The organism is Clostridium sp. N3C, assembly GCF_900095445.1.
GTDB lineage: Bacteria > Bacillota > Clostridia > Clostridiales > Clostridiaceae > Clostridium_AU.
The window spans coordinates 1-16,839 of record NZ_FMJL01000040.1; the positions used below are offsets into that span (position 1 = coordinate 1).

General features: G+C 33.0%; 16 protein-coding genes. 11 read left to right on the forward strand and 5 right to left on the reverse strand.

Features of this window, described 5'->3' with window-relative positions:
- The first annotated feature begins 794 nt into the window (after positions 1-794).
- The 3 genes from dapB to N3C_RS10735 all read left to right on the forward strand — a co-directional run bounded on the left by dapB (position 795) and on the right by N3C_RS10735 (position 2,426).
- Positions 795-1,613 carry a 4-hydroxy-tetrahydrodipicolinate reductase gene (gene dapB / locus N3C_RS10725; protein ID WP_074366029.1) on the forward strand — a complete coding sequence of 273 codons (819 nt, stop codon included), beginning with the start codon at positions 795-797 and terminating at the stop codon, positions 1,611-1,613.
- Between the two features lie 121 nt (positions 1,614-1,734).
- Positions 1,735-2,058: a thioredoxin family protein gene (locus tag N3C_RS10730; protein WP_074366030.1), complete on the forward strand. Its 324-nt coding sequence runs from the start codon at positions 1,735-1,737 to the stop codon at positions 2,056-2,058.
- A gap of 47 nt (positions 2,059-2,105) precedes the next feature.
- Positions 2,106-2,426 carry a rhodanese-like domain-containing protein gene (locus N3C_RS10735; protein ID WP_074366031.1) on the forward strand — a complete coding sequence of 107 codons (321 nt, stop codon included), beginning with the start codon at positions 2,106-2,108 and terminating at the stop codon, positions 2,424-2,426.
- A gap of 76 nt (positions 2,427-2,502) precedes the next feature.
- Here the strand turns inward: N3C_RS10735 and N3C_RS10740 are convergent, their stop codons facing one another.
- From N3C_RS10740 to N3C_RS10750, 3 genes are all read right to left on the reverse strand, one after another.
- A complete protein-coding gene (locus N3C_RS10740; RefSeq protein WP_074366032.1) occupies positions 2,503-3,831 on the reverse strand; it encodes a replication-associated recombination protein A in 1,329 nt (442 codons plus the stop codon).
- Between the two features lie 136 nt (positions 3,832-3,967).
- Positions 3,968-4,573: a TlpA family protein disulfide reductase gene (locus N3C_RS10745; protein WP_074366033.1), complete on the reverse strand. Its 606-nt coding sequence runs from the start codon at positions 4,571-4,573 to the stop codon at positions 3,968-3,970.
- A gap of 160 nt (positions 4,574-4,733) precedes the next feature.
- Complete coding sequence (locus N3C_RS10750; protein ID WP_074366034.1) at positions 4,734-6,410, reverse strand: glycoside hydrolase family 13 protein; 1,677 nt, start codon at positions 6,408-6,410, stop codon at positions 4,734-4,736.
- A gap of 178 nt (positions 6,411-6,588) precedes the next feature.
- Between N3C_RS10750 and N3C_RS10755 the strand changes: the two genes are divergently transcribed.
- The 8 genes from N3C_RS10755 to N3C_RS10785 all read left to right on the forward strand — a co-directional run bounded on the left by N3C_RS10755 (position 6,589) and on the right by N3C_RS10785 (position 16,136).
- A complete protein-coding gene (locus N3C_RS10755) occupies positions 6,589-7,656 on the forward strand; it encodes a CdaR family transcriptional regulator (RefSeq protein WP_074366035.1) in 1,068 nt (355 codons plus the stop codon).
- A gap of 133 nt (positions 7,657-7,789) precedes the next feature.
- On the forward strand, positions 7,790-9,040 hold the full coding sequence (locus N3C_RS10760) for a GntP family permease (RefSeq protein ID WP_074366062.1): 1,251 nt from the start codon (positions 7,790-7,792) through the stop codon (positions 9,038-9,040).
- 69 nt (positions 9,041-9,109) lie between these two features.
- Positions 9,110-10,240 (forward strand): glycerate kinase, encoded by a 1,131-nt coding sequence (locus N3C_RS10765; protein WP_074366036.1) that lies wholly within the window; start codon positions 9,110-9,112, stop codon positions 10,238-10,240.
- Positions 10,241-10,943: 703 nt separating this feature from the next.
- A complete protein-coding gene (locus N3C_RS14765) occupies positions 10,944-11,495 on the forward strand; it encodes an ABC transporter transmembrane domain-containing protein (protein WP_083604524.1) in 552 nt (183 codons plus the stop codon).
- Between the two features lies 1 nt (position 11,496).
- Entirely contained in the window at positions 11,497-12,378 is an 882-nt protein-coding gene (locus N3C_RS14770) for an ABC transporter ATP-binding protein (protein WP_083604525.1), read from the forward strand.
- A 253-nt stretch (positions 12,379-12,631) separates the two neighbouring features.
- Entirely contained in the window at positions 12,632-13,189 is a 558-nt protein-coding gene (locus N3C_RS10775; protein WP_074366037.1) for a sugar O-acetyltransferase, read from the forward strand.
- Positions 13,190-13,200: 11 nt separating this feature from the next.
- Positions 13,201-15,216 carry an amylo-alpha-1,6-glucosidase gene (locus N3C_RS10780; RefSeq protein ID WP_074366038.1) on the forward strand — a complete coding sequence of 672 codons (2,016 nt, stop codon included), beginning with the start codon at positions 13,201-13,203 and terminating at the stop codon, positions 15,214-15,216.
- Positions 15,217-15,260: 44 nt separating this feature from the next.
- On the forward strand, positions 15,261-16,136 hold the full coding sequence (locus tag N3C_RS10785) for a radical SAM/SPASM domain-containing protein (protein WP_074366039.1): 876 nt from the start codon (positions 15,261-15,263) through the stop codon (positions 16,134-16,136).
- A gap of 86 nt (positions 16,137-16,222) precedes the next feature.
- Here the strand turns inward: N3C_RS10785 and N3C_RS10790 are convergent, their stop codons facing one another.
- Both N3C_RS10790 and N3C_RS10795 read right to left on the reverse strand, forming a co-directional pair.
- Entirely contained in the window at positions 16,223-16,516 is a 294-nt protein-coding gene (locus N3C_RS10790; protein ID WP_074366040.1) for a spore coat protein, read from the reverse strand.
- An 82-nt stretch (positions 16,517-16,598) separates the two neighbouring features.
- On the reverse strand, positions 16,599-16,823 hold the full coding sequence (locus tag N3C_RS10795; RefSeq protein WP_074366041.1) for a hypothetical protein: 225 nt from the start codon (positions 16,821-16,823) through the stop codon (positions 16,599-16,601).
- Between the last annotated feature and the right edge of the window lie 16 nt (positions 16,824-16,839).

The following is a 16,839-nucleotide window of genomic DNA, read 5'->3' on the forward strand; positions in this document are numbered from 1 at the left end:
TGTATAATTCAAATAAAGTTCACTCCATGAAAATAAAGTTCGCTCTATAAAAATAAAGTTCGTTCCAAAATCCCGTAGCAGATGCAGGAGAAATCTTCATTTGCTGCGGGGTTTGCATTTTAACAGGTGAAAGGGTTAAGGTGTAAGGAATAAGGTTATTATGGTTAAGAAGTATTAGATAAGGTTAGAAGTATTGATTTTAAAGGGATTGAAGACTATATTGAAGATAATATTGATAAAGCAATGGAAAAGTGAAATGAACTCTTATCCCTTAACCCTTGAAACTTTACCCTGTTCATCTTGCACCTTACCCCTATTTAGAACCGACTTTATTTTAAAAAATGTTACAAGAAATAAGGAAAAAGTGTTAATAAATGGGATGAAAATATGGAATTTTAGAGCGGACTTTATTATCTGGAAGAGATTAGGAGAATAGGGTTAAGACTAGAAGGCATAAGGGTTTGAGGGAAAGTGGTTTGGAGCGGAGTTTATTTTAAATATACAATATGCCTTTTAAGTGGATAAAGTCCATGGGGTCCATTTTTTATGCCATATTTTTAAGATTATGAAGGGTCACCATATATTGACTACAAACAACTCTTATGTTACAATTAAGTTGTTAGTTATAACTCGAATTTATATTTATAAATCTATTTCTAGCAATAAAGTCTATATCTTCATATCTAATAAGACCCTATAAAGAAGTATCTTCAATAACTAGTTATTATATTCTAAAACTACTGTTTGATAGAGTAAACTCTGAAAATTTATATCTTAAAAAGGAGGGGTGATAAATGATAAAAGTGTGCCAAATAGGTTTAGGACGTACCGGGCAATACATAGCTAAAGGTATTGCAAAGCAGAAAAATATGGAGCTAGTAGCGGCGGTATGTAGTCCTTCAAGTGAAAAGGCAGGTATGGCATTAAAAGATATAATATCAGATATAGACTCTGACGTAATAGTGTCCTCTTCCAATGACTTGGAGGAAGTTATTTTAAGAACTAAACCAGATGTAGTTGTGGACTTTTCGAATCCTAAAGCAGCTATGAAGGCAGCTAAACTTTTAGCTAAATTAAAAATTAACATGGTTATAGGTACAACTGGTTTTACAGAAGCAGAGATTAACGAATTAAGTAATTTAGCATATAAATATCATAATGGTATTGTTTATGCACCAAATATAACATTAGGAGTAAATACCTTAATGTTATTGAGCAATATAGCAGCTAATATATTAAATAACTATGATTTTCAGATAATAGAAACACATCATAAACATAAGAAAGATGCACCTTCAGGTACTGCAAGCAAAATTGCATTTGAGATGGAAAGAGGGTTAAAGTCCTCAGGAGTATATAACAAGGATATACCAATTACCGCTATCCGTGCCGGTGGTGTAGTTGGAAAGCATGAAGTGAAAATCATTGGAGAATATGATAAAATAGAAATTAGCCATGAATCCTTCTCAAGAGAAATATTTGCTCAAGGAGCTATTCAGGCGGTAAATTATATATATAGAAAAGTAGGATACTTTGAGATGAAAGAGGTACTAGATTTAAAGAGAGTACTTTATGATTGCATAAACTTCCAAAGTGGAGAAGTATGTTTATAAGAACATTTATATAGAAGCACTGGTCAAAATAGGCCAGTGCTTTATTGTATATTGAATACTTTATATAAGAATAATAAAATCAGATTATGAACGTTAAGAAATATATAAGGTGGTGTAGGCAGTGAAGTTACTGGAAGCTAAGGAGGATTTAGAAGATTTTATAGAAAAAGACACCATGGCTTTAATTTATTTTGGAAGTAAAGGCTGTGGAGTATGTACAGCATTAAAACCTAAAATGGAAGAAATGCTTGAAAGTTTTCCTAAAATAGCTAAGGCACAGGTAGATGTTGAAAAATCCTTAGAATTATCTGCTGCTTACAATATCTTTACCATACCAGCTATTTTAATGTATGTGGAAGGTAAAGAAGTGTTGAGAGAGGCCCGTTATATAAGTGTTAGGGAAATAAAAGATAAGCTTGAAAGGTATTATAATATGTTATTTTAAAAAATAGCTGTAGGAAGCTATTAAGAATAAACTAAGGAGGAAAAGAAATGATTAATAATTCTAACAACAGTAAAGTGAAATCAATTAATGTAAATGAGTTAAGCTCTAAGTTAAATAGTGTAAATTTAATAGATATAAGGCAGCCCTATGAATATAGAAATGGACATTTACCAGGTGCTAAAAATATACCTATGGATGAAGTTTTAGATAAACCAGAAAATTTTCTAGATAAGAGTAAGGAATATCATATAATATGCCAATCAGGAAACAGAAGTTTAAAGGCTTGTAATGAACTAAAGGAAAAGGGGTATAATGTAATAAATGTATCTGAAGGTACCAGTGGTTATAAGGGAACTTTGGAAAGGTAGAAATTAAGGTTTACAAGCAATAAGGTTAAACAAGGAAAAGAGGATACTGTAAATTAGAAAAGTACCAAGGAGAGGATTAAACTCCAGGGTACTTTTTGTTCTTCCATAGCTTTTTTAATCTTTCAGAGATTTTAGCTTCAATACCATTGCGACTAGGTTTATAGTAGATCTTGTCCTTATGAGAATCCGGAAGATATTGTTGTTCTACAAAACCGCCAAAGGCGTGGGGATACTTATAATTAAGTCCATGGCCTAATTGGGATGCACCTTTGTAATGAGCATCTCTAAGGTGAGGAGGAATACCGGAATCCCTATTACTTTTTACTTCTTCCATAGCAGTGTCTATGGCCTCTATGGTAGCGTTGGATTTTGGTGCACAGGCTATGTAAAGAGCTGCTTGTGCAAGGTTAATTCTACATTCTGGCATGCCTATAGTACGGGCTGCAATCATAGCACTGCTTGCTACAACTAAGGCCATTGGATCCGCATTACCTACGTCTTCGGAAGCATGTACTAGTATTCGTCTTGCTATAAAGACAGGATCTTCCCCAGCGTCCAACATTTTTGCTAAATAATAAACGGTGGCATCGGGATCGCTGCCTCTCATAGATTTAATAAAGGCGCTTATGGTATCATAATGATTATCACCATTTTTATCATATAAACTCATTTTTCTTTGAATACATTCTTTAGCATCCTCTACTGTAATAATAATTTTATCTGAAACCCTTTTTGAGGTTCTCACTGCCATATCTAGAGCATTCAAGGCTTTTCTGATATCTCCATTGCTGTGAATAGCAAAATATTTAAATACCTCTTCCTCAATTTCTATATTTAGATCAGCAAAACCCTTTGGACTTTTTAAGGCTCTTTTTAGGGCAATGATCACATCTTGTTCCGTTAAGGGCTTTAATTCCAGTATCATTGACCTTGATAACAAAGCGTTGTTTACTTCAAAATAAGGATTTTCTGTAGTAGCGCCTATTAAAATAATTAGGCCCTTTTCCACTGAAGGCAGTAAGGAATCCTGTTGAGATTTATTAAAACGATGAACCTCATCAAGAAAAAGAATGGTCTTTTTACCATACAGTTTTAAATTAGTTTCTGCTTCTGTAACAATCTTTTTTACCTCTGATGTACCAGCGGTTACGGCACTGAGCTCTATAAAATTAGCTTTGGTATGATTAGCTATTATTCTAGCTAAAGTTGTTTTTCCCACACCAGGTGGGCCATAAAAAATAACAGAGGATATGTTATCTGTCATTATAGCCCTATAAAGCATTTTATCCTTAGCTAGTATATGCTTTTGACCGATATATTCCTCTAAGGTTTCTGGACGAACTCTCTCTGCTAAAGGTTTATAGCTTATATTGTTTTTATTATTGGCTAAATCAAATAAATCCATTGATATCACTTCCTTAAAAGACGGTGGCTTTATTTAGTTAAAGTATAATATCAAACTAAATTTTAATTAGGTTATACTACATAAATACTAACAAAAAAATAGTTAAAAAGCCACTGTTTATGTTCAGTGCTTTCTATTAATCAAGGGCTTCTATATTAGCCTTCATTTCATCGTAAGTCATGTAACCTACTATTGAGGAAACTATATATCCCTCTTTATTAATAAAGAAAGAAGAAGGTATATAACCGGTTAAGTAATTGATAGCTGTTTCTTCTCTAGAATCCATCAACACGGTAAAGTTTAAGTTGTTCTCCTTTAAGAAGGATTCTATAGCCTTTTTATCCTCCGTTGAATTTATAGCTAAGATTATAAGGTCCGAATTCTTAGTTTCCTGGTAGAGTTTTTCAATGTGCAGCATTTCTTCTTTACAAGGATCGCACCAGCTTGCCCAAAAGTTTAAGAATACCTTCTTTCCCTTTAACTCACTTAAGGTTACTATATTGCCCTCTAAATCTGAGAGAGAAAAATCTGGTGCTAAAATTTTAGAGCTATTATTATCTGCAGAATTAGTAGAACTTTCATTATTGGTAGAAGTACCATTATTATTTGCTTCTTTATTAGTTGTATTGCTATTTGTATTAGTCTTATTAGGGACAGGAGAAATGTCTGTATTGGAAACTACATAGTATGCGCCAGTAAAAAGTAGTATTAAGAAAATACTTGAAATTATAATTTTTTTCATAAGTAAGAGCCTCCGTATCAGTTAATAAAATTTAAGTAACTAGCTCCTTTTCCCAGTTTATTAGTAACTACTAGTATGCCCATAATTATCATAAGCAAAACACTAATGAAGGAAAAAGAAAAGCGCCAAGTGAAATAAATCACATTGACGCTATAATAAATTAATTTAATCTATATATTCTTGCTTCATAAGCTCTAAGATTCAAGTTTCTTAAATCACTTTCCCCTGTTGAATAGTTAGCTAACAACAATTCAACTTCATTGTATTCAATATCCTCTGGTAGACTGAAGTTAGCTTCCTTATCAAAGAAATTAGTAACTACTAGAATTCTCACTCCATCTAATTCTCTAATGTAGGAGTATATTGAAGGATGTTCGTGGTAAAGCTCAGTAAAGCTACCATATACGAGACAAAGGTAATTCTTTCTAAGCTTAATTATAGACTTATAAAAGTTTAATATGGAATTTTCATCAGCCAGTTGCTTCTCAACATTTATTTCCTTATAATTATGGTTTACTTTAATCCATGGAGTAGCAGTACTAAATCCTGCATTTTCTTTATCATTCCACTGCATTGGAGTTCTGGAGTTATCTCTGCTGCTATTGCGCTGCTCTGCAAGAAATTGTTCTTCTGTCTTTAATCCAGACTCTACATAGTCCTTATAGGTGTTATGAACAGAAATATCCCTGTAGTCCTCTATTTGGAAATGATGAGCATTAGTCATTCCAATTTCATCACCATAGTAAATGAAAGGAGTTCCTTTCTGAGTAAACTGCAAAGTAGCTAAAAGGGTAGCAGATTCCCTCCAATATTTTTCATCGTCACCCATTCTAGAAACGGTTCTAGTGCTGTCGTGATTAGAGTAGAATAATGGAACCCAACCATCATCTTCTTTTATAAGTTGCCAACCGGTCATCTTATCCTTTAATTCTTTTAAGTTTAAAGTACCCTTTTCTGCAGGGTTACTGGATCTACCCATACCGTTCATATCAAAGTGGAAGGTCATATGAAGTTCTTTTCTGTCATCACCGGTATATAGGTGGGTATTATGATAGCTTATTCCACCAGTTTCTCCTATGAGCACAAGATCATCAGTGTTGAACACATCTTCTCTTAATTCACGTATGTATTCATGGCCCTTTGGAAGATTTTGAACGTATTTTATAAAGTCTCCGTATATTTGACCCTCTTTCACAGGTCCATCAGGGAAGCTATGATCCTTTGCTAAATGGTTTATAGCATCTAATCTAACTCCATCTACTCCTTTATCTAGCCAGAATTTAAGCATCTCTTTAATGTCTTTTCTTACATTTTCGTTTGTCCAGTTTAAATCTGGCTGTTCCTTTGAGAAGATGTGAAGATAATATTCGCCAGTAGCTTCATCATATTCCCAAGCACTTCCGCCAAAGAAGGAACCCCAGTTGTTTGGTGGTGCACCGTTTTTACCAGGATGCCATATGTAATAATCTCTGTAAGGGTTGTCTTTAGATTTTCTACTTTCAATAAACCAAGGATGAAGATGGGAAGTATGATTAATAACCATATCAAGAATAAAACGCATGTTTCGCTTATGAAGTTCTTTGATTAATTGATCAAAGTCTTCCATTGTACCAAATTCGTCCATAATGTCTCTGAAGTTGCTTATATCATAACCGTTATCATAGTTTGGAGATTTATTAATTGGATTTAAGTAAATAACATCTACACCTAAGTCCTTTAGGTAATCTAATTTTTCAATAAGACCCTGTAAATCACCGATACCATCACCGTTAGAATCCTTAAAGCTTCTAACATATACTTGATATGCAACTGCTTCTTTCCACCATTTTCTATTCAAAATGAGTCGCCCCCTAAACTATATGTTGTAGTGGTGCACTAATGGACACCTATGATAAATATAATTGGACTTAATATATTTGTCAAATACAAAGTTATGAATAAATTAGTAATGGCGCCATGTGTTATAATATATATGAATTTTTTTGCAAAAGAAGACTAGGAAAAGGGGAATTAAAATGATTAAATTAACGGAAAAATTAGCACAAAACATTGTAGATAAGATGATGGGCGTTGTACCATACAATATAAATATAATGGATGAAAAGGGAGTTATAATTGGAAGTGGAGATAAGAGCAGGATAGGACAGTTACACCAGGGAGCTGTAACAGCTATTAAAGAAGAAAAACTCATAGTTATTTATAAAAATCAGGATGGAGCAAAGCCCGGGGTAAATATGCCAATATATTTTAATGATACTGTTATAGGAGTTATAGGTATCAGTGGAAAGCCTGAAGAGGTGCAACCATTTGCGGATATTGTTAAAGTAACAGCAGAACTTCTCGTTGAGCAAAAGTATGCCTTTAATGAAAAAAGAGTGGAGGAGAGACTAAAGGAAGAGTTTCTTTATCAATGGACTTATAATGATTGCTATGATGAAAATTTTATGCATATGGCAAATTTAAATAAAGTAGATTTAAGTATAAATAGAAGGGCTATAGTTATAAAAAGTAGCGAAAACGATATATTAAGAAAGATTAAAAGATATTTGCATGAGGATGAGTATGCAATTAAATTGAGATTTGATCAAGTATTAATCTTTATGAAAGATAATTCAAAGGTGAAGAATAGGATTCTAGGGCTTTGTGATAGTGTAGATAAAATAATAAGGGTAGGAGTTGGACTTGGACAACAAGTAATGGCTAAATCTGTGCAGCAGGCTATAAGAGCTATTGAAATTGCTGAAAAACTTCAATTGGATAAAACTATTTGTGATTATAAGAATCTTGCCTTTATTGATACTATAGCAAGTAATATAGAAGGTGATTTAATTAATCCTTTAATAAATAAGCTTCTTGAGGAATCAAAGGGGATAAGTTTAATAGACACTCTTATTACTTATATAGCCCTTAATGGTGAAGTGAATAATGTAGCAAAGGAATTGCATATTCATCGAAATAGTTTGAATTATAGATTGAAAAAGATTGAAGAAATCACTAATAAAGATCCTAGGAACCTTATGGATTTGTTGGAGTTGTTTGTGGCATGTATTTTATATAAATTAAAGGGGCAAAACAACAAGTAACTGTGCATATGAACAAAAAATATCTTTGATAATTAAACTTGGACCCAATGAAAATGATTACAGGAAGGTTTATAATATGAAATGCAAAGGAATTCATATTATAAATTATAATTACCAAAGAGGAGGAAAAGATATGCAAGTTACAGCTTTGGGAGCAGTAATAGGATTAGTAGTGGCAATATTTTTGATTATTAAAAAGGTCCATCCTGCTTATGGATTGATACTGGGAGCTCTAGTTGGTGGCCTTGTAGGTGGTGCTGGACTTGGAGGCACAGTTACATTGATGATGGATGGCGCTAAGGGAATGATCACTGCAATATTAAGAATTTTAACAGCTGGTGTTTTGGCCGGTGTACTTATTCAATCCGGTGCAGCAGCAAAAATTGCAGAAACCATCGTAGAAAAGTTAGGAGAAGCTAATTCTCTTATAGCATTAGCATTAGCAACCATGGTATTAACAGCAGTAGGCGTATTTATTGACGTTGCAGTTATAACTGTTGCACCTATTGCATTGGCAATGGCGAAAAAAGCTAAGATAAGCAGAACAGGTATTTTAATAGCAATGATAGGTGGAGGTAAGGCAGGAAACATTATATCTCCAAACCCAAATGCAATTGCAGCATCTGATGCATTTAATCAACCTTTAACTTCAGTAATGGCTGCTGGAATAATACCAGCTATAGTAGGACTTATAGTTACAGTTATAGTAGCTAAGAAGCTTGCACATAAAGGTAGTGCTGTAGAAGTTGTTGGTAGTGAATCTGAAGTTCAAGATAAACCAGGATTTTTATCAGCTATAGTAGGACCATTAGTAGCTATTATCATTTTAGCATTAAGACCATTGTTTAATATAAGCATAGACCCAATGATAGCACTTCCAGTTGGTGGTATAATAGGTGCTTTAGCTATGGGTAAAATAAAGAATATAAATAAGTATGCAGAAGTTGGTATTGGCAAAATGAGTGGTGTCGCTATACTACTTCTAGGTACAGGAACAATTTCCGGTATTATAGCAAACTCAGGCTTAAAAGATGTTATTATAAATTCTATGAATTCTTTAGGTCTACCAGCCTTTGCTTTGGCGCCTTTAGCTGGTATATTAATGTCAGCAGCAACTGCTTCTACAACTTCTGGTACAACAGTAGGAAGCCAGGTATTTGGAGCAACTCTATTAGATCTTGGTGTACAACCATTAAATGCTGCAGCAATGATTCATTCAGGAGCTACAGTTTTAGATCACCTTCCACACGGAAGCTTCTTCCATGCAACTGGTGGTAGTGTATTTATGGACATGAAGGAAAGATTAAAACTTATACCTTATGAATCTTTAATAGGTTTATCTATGACTATAGTTTCAACTATAATATACGGTATTATTCTATAATAGGACACTTTAAACTTAGTATAAAAATATAACAGTATTCACAGCGTTCTTTCAAAGGAGGAAAAGTAAATGAAATTTGTTTTGGCCCCAGATTCATTTAAAGAGAGTATGACCGCCAAAGAAGCAGCAGAAGCTATGGAGGCCGGGATAAAAAAAGTAATTCCAGATGTAGAGTGTGTAAAGGTTCCTATGGCAGACGGTGGAGAGGGAACGGTTCAATCCTTAGTTGATGCCACAAATGGAGAAATAATTGAGGTAGAAGTTACAGGACCAAGAGGTAAAAAAACTAAGGCTTTCTTTGGTATCCTAGGTGATAAATCTACTGCGGTTATAGAAATGGCTAGTGCTAGCGGGATTCAACTTGTAACCAAAGAAGAAAGAAATCCTCTATATACTACTACTTATGGAACAGGAGAACTTATAAGAGCTGCTTTAGATAGAGGCGTAAAGAGAATATTTATAGGTATTGGGGGCAGCGCTACTAACGATGGAGGAGCAGGAATGGTTCAAGCTCTAGGAGCTAGACTGCTAGATGAAGATGGAAATGAGCTTCCTTTTGGAGGAGGAGCTTTAGACAAACTTCATAAAATAGATTTAACCAATATGGATAGCAGACTTAAAGATGTAGTAGTAGAGGTGGCCTGTGACGTTACAAATCCTTTAACTGGAGAAAATGGAGCATCCCATGTATTTGGCCCTCAAAAAGGTGCAACTCCAGAAATGGTAGAGCAATTAGACCGCAATTTAGCGCATTATGCTGAGGTAATACGTCAGCAATTAAATAAGGATGTAGAAAAGGTGCCTGGAGCTGGTGCTGCAGGTGGTTTAGGAGCTGGTCTTATGGCCTTCCTAAATGCAGAACTTAAAAGAGGAGTAGAACTTGTAATAAAGTATACAGACCTAGAAGAAAAGGTAAAGGGAGCAGACTTTGTATTCACAGGGGAAGGCAGTGTGGATTCACAAACTGTTTTTGGTAAGACTCCTTTTGGAGTTGCTAGTGCCGCTAAGAAATTTAACATCCCAGTGATAGCCTTTGCCGGAAGAATCGGTGACGGAGTAGAGGTTCTTTATGACAAGGGAATAGATTCAATAGTAGGAATATTGCCTGGAGCAGTTTCCTTAGAAGAGGCTCTGCAAAAGGGTAAGGAAAACTTAGAAAGAGCCGCTGAGAATATTGCTAGGATTTTAGTTATTAAATAATAGTTTACAACTTTTTTATTGCTACGATCAAAAAGTTTAAATACAAGCTGAGGAGATTTTTAGTGAATCACCTCGGCTTGTATTTTATTATTTTTTGGCGTTTTATAATTATAAATCCTTTTGTAAAACATAATATAAGAACTTCGTATTTATTAATTCTTTCATATTAAAATTAATCTACATGATAATACGAATGGATATAAAAGGAATAATTACATATAAAATATATAATTAACTATAAAAGTATGCTACCGTATAATATAAATATTAATTATCCAAAATAGAATTAACGTGTAAAAATGTATTTATAACCTATTATAGGTAATAGGTTAAATCTTTAAAGATTAGGAGTGAAAATATGTGATTGATTTTTGATTATATAACTACTAAAAATATATATTTTATGGATATAAATGATGTTATATACATATAAATTATAATTTTATGAAAGGTAGTAGTTTGTATGAAGAAATATCTATGTATGAATAAGCTCCTGTTATTTATTACAATTTGTTTAATATTCTTAGATTGTTTAATGACAGTAGGAACCGCTTATATTTTTAAATATATTATTGATACTGCTACAAATGCTGACATGAGAGCATTTTTCAATGCAATTCTAGTAACGCTAGTTTTTTTACTTCTAGGCTTTGTTATAGGTTATTTTTGAGAAGTTTATGAGTTTAAACTAATTAAAAAAGTAATGTTAAATCTAAAAAAAGATGTGTTTGATGGAATATTGAATAATGATATAGCAATGGTAAATAAATCCCAATATATATCCACATTAACTAATGATATAACAACTATAGAAAATGATTATTATAAGCCTATTTTAATCGTCATAGCCAGAGCAATATTATTTATTTTTACTATTATCACTTATATAACACTAAATATAAGTTTTACTATATTGGTGTTTATTATAGGATGGATTCCAATTATAGTAGTTAATCTTTTATCTAAAAATCTACAGGGATTAAAGAGTGAAGTATCTAAAAATCAAGATAAATTTACTCAAAAAATTAAAGATGTTTTTGCTGGTTTTGAAGTTATAAAAAGTTTCAATATAGAAAAGGAGACCTTTGAAGAATATAAAAAATATAATAATAAGCTAGAAGATAGCAAATATGCTTATGCTAAGAAAATGGTAACAGTTGATTCAGCATCATATCTTACTGGCTTTGGAGCATTTACAGTCAGTACTCTCATGGGTGTATATTTAACTATAACTGGTAAAATAACTGTAGGGTGAAATGTTAGCAGCAATACAGTTATTGAACTATATTGTAAATCCTGTAGTGGAAGTATCAGAATGTTTAAGTAAAATAAAGTTCAATAAATTAATCTTTAATAAGCTGGAAAAAGAAATAAAAAAGGAAGCTATTGAAAAAACAGTAAGTAAAACTTCTTTTGATAAGTGCATTGAATTTAAAAATGTAAACTTCTTTTATGATGATAAAAATCAAGCTCTTAAAAATATCAATTTAGTTTTTGAGAAAAATAAAAAGTATGCAATTACAGGGGAAAGTGGTAGTGGAAAATCCACTTTGCTTAAGTTAATTTTGGGCTATTATGATCAATATGATGGTTCAATAAAAATGGATGATGCTGAAATAAATACTATAAAGAAAAAAGATTTATATAGCAATATTTCAATAATTCATCAAAATGTATTTTTATTTGATGGCAGCATTAAAGAAAACATAGATTTATATCAAGGATATTCAGAGGAAGAGCTAGAAAATGCAATTGAGCTATCTGGACTTAAGAAGTTGATTGATAGATTGGTTGAAGGAAAAGATACCCTTATAAATGAAAATGGATCAAACTTTTCCGGAGGAGAAAAACAAAGAATTTCTATTGCAAGAAGTTTGATAAAAGGCACACCTATAATCCTATTAGACGAAGCAACGGCAGCCTTGGATAATAGAATTGCCTATGATATAGAAAATTCTATTATTAATCTTGAAAATAAGACTATAATTACTATCACTCATAGATTATCAAGAGAATTACTTTCTAAGTATGATGAAATCATTGTTTTAAAAGAAGGGCAAGTGGTTGAAAAAGGTCAGTTTGATGCTCTATATGATAACAAGGGTTATTTCTATGAACTTGCAAATATAGGGGCTTAGAATTAAAGTAATTTAAAAGAGTATTTTGATATAAAATTGCGACCCTCAAAAGTAAGATTTTTAAATCTAACTTTTGGGGGTCGATACATTTCACTCCAAAACTCTATTTCTTTTTTTCAGCATGAAAAAACTCTTGTATAAATTAATCCATTCATATTGTATTAAGTTTTAGTTATAATATGAATAATTAATAAGCAATAATAGGTAAAGCTATCTGAAAAGTATTTGATTAGTATAAAAAGGAGGAAAGGCCATGACTAATCTAACAGAAAAGGAAAAAATGTTAGCAGGAATGCCTTATAATTCTTTAGATAAGGAATTATGTGAGGATAGGCTTAGGGCGAAGAAGCTATGTAAAAAGTTCAATGATTTAGAACCGGATAAATTTGAGGAAAGGGAAGCTGTATTAAAGGAATTGTTTCAAACAGAGCAATCCTGTTATATAGAACCTAACTTCTTTTGTGATTATGGATATAACATAGAGATAGGTAAGAATTTTTATGCCAATCATAATTGTGTCATATTAGATGTTAACAAGGTTAAAATAGGCAACAACGTTATGTTTGGGCCTAATGTTCAGGTTTATACTGCTACCCATCCTCTTGATGCTCAGGAAAGGATATCGGGAATAGAAATGGGCTATGCCATTGAAATAGGTGATAATGTTTGGATTGGCGGTGGTTCAATAATATGTCCTGGTGTGAAGATTGGTGCTAACACTACAATTGCGGCGGGTAGCGTAGTTACTAAGGATATACCATCTAATGTTTTAGCGGCAGGGAACCCATGTAGAGTAATTAGAGAGTTATAGGAGGTTTATTTATGGAGCTTACATATAAATTTGGAAGAGGCAACTGGAGAAATATAAAAGAAGGAAATGAAAGAGAATGGCTAATAGGAAATGGTATTGGAGGTTATGCAGCCCATACCATTATAGGCGGAGGCTTTACCTCTTTTCATAGTTATTTAATAGCAGCTATAAATCCTCCAGTGGAAAGATATTCAGTGTTTACTAGAACTCAAGAACAGATTATTGTAGATGGAAGAGAATATGACTTAACCTCTCAACAGTATGTGAACTATGCTAAGAACGGACAAGAATATCTTCAAAGATTTGTCTTTGATTCTGTACCGCAATATATTTATCAGGTGGAGGATATAAATATTAAGAAGACTATAGCTATGGAATACGGTCATAACACAGTGGTAGTTTGCTATGAAGTAACTAATGGCAGTAGAGAAGCTAAGTTAAATCTTGTACCCTTATTTAACTTTAGGCCTGCCGGTGCCACCACTGAAAGAAATGAGCTTAAATTTACAAGAGAGTTAAGTGGCAATGTATTGAAACTTACACCAGAAGCTAAAAAGGATATAACTATAAGTTTCTTCATTTCTGATGGAATTTACAAGGATAGAGCGTTAAGGTCAACCAGCATGGCAACTCCAAACTATCTAATAGAGGAAAATCATTATTATGAGTTTGATAACAGAAATGGTTCCTTAGGCTTAGATAATCATTATACTCCTTATGATATAGAACTAGATCTAGAGCCTAATGAAAGAAAGTTATTTTACATAAAGTGTACTGTGGAAGAATTAGACGATAAAAATGGCTTTGAAATTGTAGAGACATATAAGAATAGGGCTATGGAGCTAATGAAGCAATCAGGCTATAGCAACAATTTTGCCTTAAATTTAGTAAAAGCAGCGGATCATTTTATAGTAGATAGAAGGAGCACAGGCTTAAAAACTATCTTGGCAGGTTTCCCTTGGTTTACTGATTGGGGCAGAGATACAATGATAGCCTTTGAAGGGCTTACTTTATGTACAAAACGTTTTGAGGAGGCAAGAGAGATTTTAGAATCCTTTGCTAGATACGTTAAGAATGGCTTAGTACCAAATGTATTTCCTGATAAGGGATCTGAACCACAGTATAATACTGTAGATGCTTCCCTTTGGTATATACATGCTGTTTACCAGTATTTACAGTACACTGGTACTAAGGAAGATTATTCCTTTGTAGAAGAGAAATTATATGATAAGATGGAGGAAATTATACAAGCTTACTCTAAAGGTACAGACTTTTCTATTGGTATGGATAGCGATGGGTTAATTCGCGCAGGCAGTGGTCTTGATCAGGTAACCTGGATGGATGTTAGGGTAGGGGATTTTGTAGTTACTCCAAGACACGGAAAACCTGTGGAAATAAATGCCCTTTGGTACAATGCTCTTTGTATTATGAGAGATTTAGCAAAGCGTTATAATAAAAATAACAGTTTCTATAAGGAATTAGCTATTAAGGTTAAGGACTCCTTCAACAAAAAGTTTTGGAATGAAGAGCAGGAATGCTTGTATGATGTGGTAGATGAGTTAGATGATAAGATAAGACCAAATCAAATTTGGGCAGTTTCCTTACCTTTTACTATGTTAGATAGAGAAAAGGAGAAGAAAATAGTAAATAAGGTATATGCAGAGCTATATTCTACCTATGGCTTAAGATCTTTAAGCTTTAAAGATCCCGAATTTAAAAAGCAGTATATAGGTAAACTCTTCAAAAGAGACTGTGCATACCATATGGGCACAACTTGGGCCTATCCTATTGGTGCCTTTATTTCTGCCTATTGCAAAGTGAATGATTACTCTGCAGAAGCAGTAATGAAAGCTAAGGAAATGTGTGAAGTTTTTGAGGATCATATGAATGATGGTTGCATAAACGGTATAGCAGAAATTTTTGATGGAGAATTTTCCGCTACAAGCCGGGGATGCTTTTCTCAAGCTTGGAGTGTAGGAGAGGTGCTTAGAACCTATACTGTGGATGTGTTACCTTATTGCCAATAAAAGGGGAATACTAAATTCATAACAAACTATGAGGTGCTACTTTGATGAAAAGATTTAAAAGAGTGTATATTGAAATTACTAATGTTTGCAATCTTTCTTGCAGCTTTTGTCCTAAAACTATGAGGAAGGCCCATACTATGGATATAGACAGCTTCAAGAAAATTCTAGATGAAGTAAAGCCCTATACTGACTATATATATCTTCATCTTAAAGGTGAACCCTTATTACATCCTAATCTTCCTGAATTTTTGGACTTATGCGCTGAAAGAGAGTTTAAGGTTAACATAACTACTAATGGCACTCTTTTAAGCAGAATTAAGGATAAAATAATTAGGAAGCCTTCTATAAGGCAAGTAAATATTTCTTTGCATAGTTTTGATGCAAATGAAAATAGCATAACTATGGGAGAATATTTGAAAGAAGTATTAGACTTTGTTAAAGAAGCCTTAGAAAAAACAAATATAATAATTGCTTTACGACTTTGGAATTTAGATTCTAATGCTAGCAAGGGTGAAAGGGAAAGAAATAGAGAACTTCTTAGCATAATAGAAGATTATTTTAAGCTACCCTATAAAATAGAGGAAGAAAATACACGTAACAGAGGAATTAAAATTGCAGAAAGATTATATCTGAATCAAGATATTGAATTTAAATGGCCAGCATTAGAGGAAAGAGAGTATGGTAATAAAGGTACTTGTCATGGATTGAAGGATCAGATAGGAATACTGGCCGATGGTACTGTAGTTCCTTGCTGTTTAGATGGTGAGGGGCTTATAAACTTAGGTAATCTTTCTGAAAAGTCCTTTAAAGATATTATTGCAAGTGAACGGACTCAAAATATGTTAGAAGGATTTTTTAAAGGAGAATTAAGAGAAGAGCTCTGTAGGAAATGCGGATATAGAACAAGATTTATAAAATGATGCTACTATCTTATAAGCCTAGGTGGAGTTACCTAGGCTTATGACTATTTTGATGCTTTTATTTTTTAAACATAGGTAAAGATTTTTTACTTGAAACTATTAGCCTCTTCTCCCTGTTTTTTTAGCTGATCTTCTGGCTTATCATAGGCAGGATACCAGCCTTTTCTTATTAATAAATCCAATAATTCATAATGATCTTTTATAGCAGTATCAAGTTGATCCTGCAACATATTTCTAATATCCGGATTTACAGCTTCTGTAGCTGCTGATACGAGGGCAAGTATAGAAAATTTAGAATCCTTTAAAATATCTGAGGCTACTTCTTCCTCTGACAACATAGAATTATTGTTGCTGCCAAATAAAGAACTTAGAAGAGACATTTATGTATCTCCTTTCTGCTTTTGCTAGCACTAACAAAGTTATTTTAAACCATGTTTCATGTGATCTAAGCTGCTTTTATTATCATAGGTTTTGAAAATTGTTATCTTCATTAGCTCCACTAAAGCCTTGGATAGCCTTAATGCAATTTTTCTTTGTAGTAAGGCATCGATCCATATAAGATTTCAAATCTACATCTTGTACCATTGACATATTTGCCTGAAGTTTTTTTGCAACAATTAAATTTGAATTGAGTAATTCTGTTAGTTCTAAGCTTTCATGGGGGGATAAATTATTATTTCCAGCCATGAGTCTACCTCCAAAA